This window comes from Rhizobacter sp. P3_B12, from assembly GCF_056402895.1.
In genome coordinates, this window is sequence record NZ_JBFUGN010000443.1 from 1 (window position 1) to 4925 (window position 4925).

Sequence of the window (4925 nt, forward strand, 5' to 3'; positions counted from 1 at the left end):
GGTGTACTCGGTGGGGGCGCAGATCGTCGAATCCATCCGGCGGCACGAGAAGGTGTCGGCGGCCGCCGCGAAACAACGCGCGCTGGCGCTGTTCGAGCAGGTGCGCATCCCGAGCCCCGAGCGCCGGCTGGCGGCCTACCCGCACGAGATGTCGGGCGGCATGCGCCAGCGCGCGATGATTGCGCTGGCCCTGGCGTGCCGGCCGCAACTGCTGCTGGCCGACGAGCCGACCACCGCCCTCGATGCCACGGTGCAGATCCAGATCCTGCTGCTGCTGCGCGAGTTGCAGCGCGAGCTCGGGCTGTCGGTGATCTTCGTCACCCATGACATCGGCGCGGCGGTCGAGGTGGCCGATCGCATCGCGGTGATGTATGCCGGCCGCATCGTCGAGGAGGGCAGCGCCCGCGAGCTGATCCGCTCGCCGCGCCATCCGTACACCATCGCCCTGCTGGGCAGCCGGGCCCACGGCGCGCTGGCGCGCGGCACCCGGCTCGAGACCATCGGCGGCGCGCCTCCCGACCTGTCGGCATTGCCGCCGGGCTGTGCCTTTGCCGAGCGCTGCAAGCTCGCGGTGGCCGAATGCCGCAGCCTCCAACCCGAGCCGGTGCTGCTGTCGCCGGGCCACCAGGCGCGCTGCCTGCGCACCGATGCCGCGGCCGGGCTGGTGCGCGCGCTGCCTTGACGGCCGAACGCCTGGCTCACCAGGCCTGATCGACGACGGCCGCCCGGGCCGGTCGGTGCACGTCGCAATCGACCTGCGGCGCCGCCCGTTCGAGCACCACGAAGTCACCGGCATCGACGGCCAGCAGCGCGTGGTGCCAGGTGCCCGGCGCGAGCGTCACGCCCTGTTCGCCATCCGTGATGAAGGCCGCCAGGTCCGGCGCCTCGGGCAGTGGGCCGGCGGCCGCCACCACGATCACGAAGCGGCGCGCGCCAAGTGGCACGAAGCTCTGGCTGCCGAGTGCGTGCCGTTCCATCTCGTCGACGCTGTGCGGGAAGCGCCGGGCCGTGGCGCGGAAGATCGCCAGCGCCGGCCGCCCACCCTGCAGCTGGAGCTGCAGGTCGTCGACCAGGTCGAAACGCTGCGACGTGCCACCGTTGATGGGCCGGCCCRTGCCGCCTGGGGCTTGCAGCACGGTGCCGTAGGGTGCGAAGGCTGCGGATGTCAGCGGCTGCGGGACGAGACGACGGGGCGGCGGCAGGTTCATCGGGCAGATTCTGCCCGCTGCCTCCGTCAATTCGCTGGCTGCCGCCGGCGTCGCCACACCGTTCAGTCCTTCAGGGGCGAAATGCCTTGCACCGGCCCGATCAGCCGTTCGAACAGGCTCTTGAGCCGCTCGACACGGGCACGGTCGCGCATGAACGCGCGGAAGTCCTCGGGGCTGGTGTTGTGCTGGTCGATCGTYTTGTAGCCCGCCGGTGGCGCGACGTCCTTGCGGATCGGAAACGGTCGCGGATTCGAGGCCCGCGGCAACGACAGCGTCCAGCTGACGTACAACTTCGCTGCGGCCGGGTGCTTTGCATCCTTGAAGATCGCGCCGGTCTGCGCCCAGCTGAGGAACGGATCGCTGCTCGGCAGCACGAAGCGGACGCTGGACGACTCCACCGGCAGGAAGTCGCCGGAGGTGCCGGTCGACACGGCGTACTTGCCCGCGTCGTTGTCATGTGTGCCGGTCTCCTGATGGGTGCTGGGGATGAACGAGACTCTATTGACGCTGGGCCGGTTGATAAACGGCGCATCCATGGAATGATCTTTGCGCGCTTCGTCGCAATGATCGTTCAGTGAACCCGGAGGTGCGGGGCGTACAGTAGATCGCTACCGGTCCGATCGGGCATCTTGCGCAAGATGTCTGCACCCAGCGAGATCTGCGAATGACCGAAGAACTGACCCGCATCCAGGTTCTCTGTGTCGACGACCACCCGCTCGTGCGGCAGGGCATCGAGACACTGCTGTCCGTGGAGACGGACATGGCCCTGGTGGCCGAAGCGGCGAACGGCCGCGAGGCGATCCAGCAGTTCCGGGCGCACCACCCCGACGTCACGCTCATGGATCTGCAGATGCCCGGGATGGGCGGGCTCGATGCGATCGGCGCGATCCGGGCCGAGTTCCCCGACGCTCGGATCATCGTGCTCACCACCTATGCCGACGACGCCCAGGCGCAGCGCGCCTTGCAGGCCGGCGCTCGCGGCTACCTGCTGAAGAGCGCCTTGCACAAGGAACTGCTCGACGCCATCCGCGCGGTGCACGCCGGCCGCAAGGTGCTTCCCTCGGAAGTGTCGTTCGAACTGGCCGAGCAGATCACGGACGAAGGCCTCACGCCGGCAGAGATCAGCGTCCTGCGATTCATCGCGCAGGGCAACGCCTACAAGGAGATCTCCCGGGCACTCCGGCTCAGCGAAGAGACGGTTGAAGGCCAGGTGCAGAACATCCTGTCGAAGCTGGACACCCAGGATCGTTCGCAGGCCGCGATGACCGAACTCCATCGGGGCATGGTCCAGACCGAGCGTGATGCCCGGCATGCCGCCGAGGCCGCCAATCGCGCGAAGAGCGAGTTCCTCGCCAACATGAGCCACGAATTGCGCACGCCGCTGAATGCCGTGCTCGGCTACGCGCAATTGCTGACCCTGGACGGCGGCCTGAGCGCACGGCAAGCGCGCGGCGTGGACGTCATTCATCAGAGTGGGGAGCACCTCCTCGCGCTGATCGACGACATCCTCGACCTGGCACGCATCGAGGCAGGCCGCACGGAGCTGAACCTGGAGTCGGTGAACCTGGCGAACGCCTTGCAGACGGTGGTGAACCTGATGCAGGTCAAGGCCCACGGGAAACGCCTGGCTTTCGTGTTCGATGCCGGGGCAGGCTTGCCGCAGGCGGTTCTGGCCGACGAGCGCCGGCTGCGGCAGGTGCTGCTGAACCTGACAGGCAACGCGATCAAGTTCACCGACCAGGGCACGGTCACGTTGCGCGCCAGTGCCGAGCCGACAGGCGCGGCGCAGGTGCTGCTGCGGCTGGACGTCGAGGACACCGGCGTCGGCATGCGCCCCGACGATCTGGACCGCATCTTCGAGCCCTTCGAGCAGGCGGGCGATGTGCACAGCCGCAGCGGCGGTACCGGGCTGGGCCTCGCGATCACGCGCGCGCTGGTGAACGACATGGGCGGTCAGGTGCAGGTGAGCAGCGAGTTCGGTCACGGCTCCCGCTTTCGGGTGGAGCTGCCGTTGCCGGTGGCCCAGCCGGCGCAGTCTGCCCCCCGGAAGGTGCATGGCGTGGCGCGCTACCCGGGGCCGCCGCGGCGCGTGCTGGTGGTCGACGACGTGGCGGAGAACCGCGCACTGCTGTGCGACTTCCTCACCAACGCCGGCTTCGACGTGGCGCAGGCCTGCGACGGCAGCGAATTGCTGGCGGCCGCGAGGAGCTTCCGGCCGGACCTGATCCTGATGGACAGCGTGATGCCGTTGGTGGACGGCATGGAGGCCACGCGCCGGCTGCGGCGGGATGCCGACCTGAACGCGGTGCCCGTGATCGCGATTTCGGCCTCGGCCACCGCAGAGCACCGTGCCGCCTGCCTGCTGGCCGGCGTCAACGTGTTCCTGACCAAGCCCGTGTCCCTGGAGATGCTGCAGGCCCACATCGCAGAGCAGCTCGGCCTGCCACGGACCGACCCGACCGCAGGCGCTGACTGAGCGGCGGCGTGAATCCGATCTGGGCAGGCGCGAGCCTCGGAGGCCACATGAAGCGTTGGGGCCGTGACGCCGTTGCGCTGTTCTCCGCGCTTGCCACGCTGGCGATCTGCGGGTTCGCTCGAGCGCAGGAGATCCGCGTCGTCGACGTTGCTCTCGCCGTGGGTGCACCGATCCAGTTTCACCCGCTGCCCTCGCCCTCCGCGCCTCCCGGGGTGCGACGGATGGCGCAGGACCGGTACGGGTTTCTCTGGATGAGCACCGCGGACGGATTGCGGCGCTACGACGGCTACGGGTTCATGAAGGTCCCGGATGGCCAGAGCGCGAACAGCGTCGGCTTCCTCATCGGCAACTCGCTGGCGAGCKATCGCGCGGGTCGGCTGTGGATCGGTGCCGACGACTCGCTCAATCGGTACGACCCTGCGACCGGCAGCTTCACGCAATACCGGTCGCCCAACGACGGCTGCGGCACCGTCGCGATCGCTCACGACATCATCGAGGATCAGGACGGGGTGATCTGGCTCGCGACGGACGACGGCGTGACGGCCCTCGATCCGGTCACGTCGAAGACGACCTGCCATCGGCCGCGCTACACGCCCGCGGTCGGCGAGACGCGCGTCATCGCGATGGCTGCCGTGCAGGACGGCACCCTGTGGGTCACCAGCAGCGAGGGGCTCTACACGCTCGATCGGCGCTCGGGCAAGGTCATCCGCCACATCAGGCTCGAGACGGGTTCCGGACGCAAGTTCGTCCCCACGGGCTTTCCGTCGAGGCCGTTTCAGGACAGCAGTGGAACGCTGTGGTTCGGTCTGTCCTCCGGAGGTGACCTGGCCTCGGTCAACGTCGCCGACGGCGAAGTCACGGTCTATGCGTTCCGCAACGGCGAGCAGACGCCGAACGCCTCCTCCGGCGTCGTGTCGATCCAGGAGGATCACGACCGGGCGCTCTGGCTCGCGACCAACAAGCTCGGCCTCGTGAAGCTGACGCCGGAACGCACGCACGCGATCTGGTACCAGAGCAACCCCGACGATCCCGACGGCTTGCGCGACGACCTCGTCGTCGGCCTGTTCAAGGATCGCAATGGGAGCTTCTGGTCGACGACGAAGGCGGGGATCGTCTACCGCTTCGACACCGAGCGTCTGCGCTTCCGGTCGTACCGCCACCAGCAAGCGGTCCCGCAAAGCCTGGGCAAAGGCGCGGTGACCGCGGCGTACGCGGAAGATCCGGACACCCTGTGGATCGGC

The 4925-nt window shown here is 68.8% G+C and carries 5 protein-coding genes; 3 read left to right on the forward strand and 2 right to left on the reverse strand.

The window, feature by feature from the left end:
- A partial coding sequence (locus AC1D01_RS20740; RefSeq protein WP_477869612.1) for an ABC transporter ATP-binding protein occupies window positions 1-682 on the forward strand: 682 nt, incomplete at its 5' end.
- A gap of 16 nt (window positions 683-698) precedes the next feature.
- Here AC1D01_RS20740 and AC1D01_RS20745 read toward each other — a convergent pair.
- Window positions 699-1208, reverse strand: a complete 510-nt coding sequence (locus AC1D01_RS20745; protein ID WP_477869614.1) for an ureidoglycolate lyase — start codon at window positions 1206-1208, stop codon at window positions 699-701.
- Window positions 1209-1270: 62 nt separating this feature from the next.
- Window positions 1271-1744, reverse strand: coding sequence for a hypothetical protein (locus tag AC1D01_RS20750; protein ID WP_477869615.1), 474 nt, complete (start codon window positions 1742-1744; stop codon window positions 1271-1273).
- Window positions 1745-1872: 128 nt separating this feature from the next.
- Here AC1D01_RS20750 and AC1D01_RS20755 point away from each other — a divergent pair, with 128 nt between their 5' ends.
- Both AC1D01_RS20755 and AC1D01_RS20760 read left to right on the forward strand, forming a co-directional pair.
- Window positions 1873-3684, forward strand: a complete 1812-nt coding sequence (locus AC1D01_RS20755) for a response regulator (protein ID WP_477869616.1) — start codon at window positions 1873-1875, stop codon at window positions 3682-3684.
- Window positions 3685-3692: 8 nt separating this feature from the next.
- The coding region (locus tag AC1D01_RS20760; protein ID WP_477869617.1) for a ligand-binding sensor domain-containing protein at window positions 3693-4925 on the forward strand (1233 nt) is incomplete at its 3' end.

Coding starts and splice junctions, on each gene's coding strand:
- AC1D01_RS20755 (WP_477869616.1), top strand. CDS start 1,873: ATGACCGAAGAACTGACCCGCATCCAGGTTCTCTGTGTCGACGACCAC.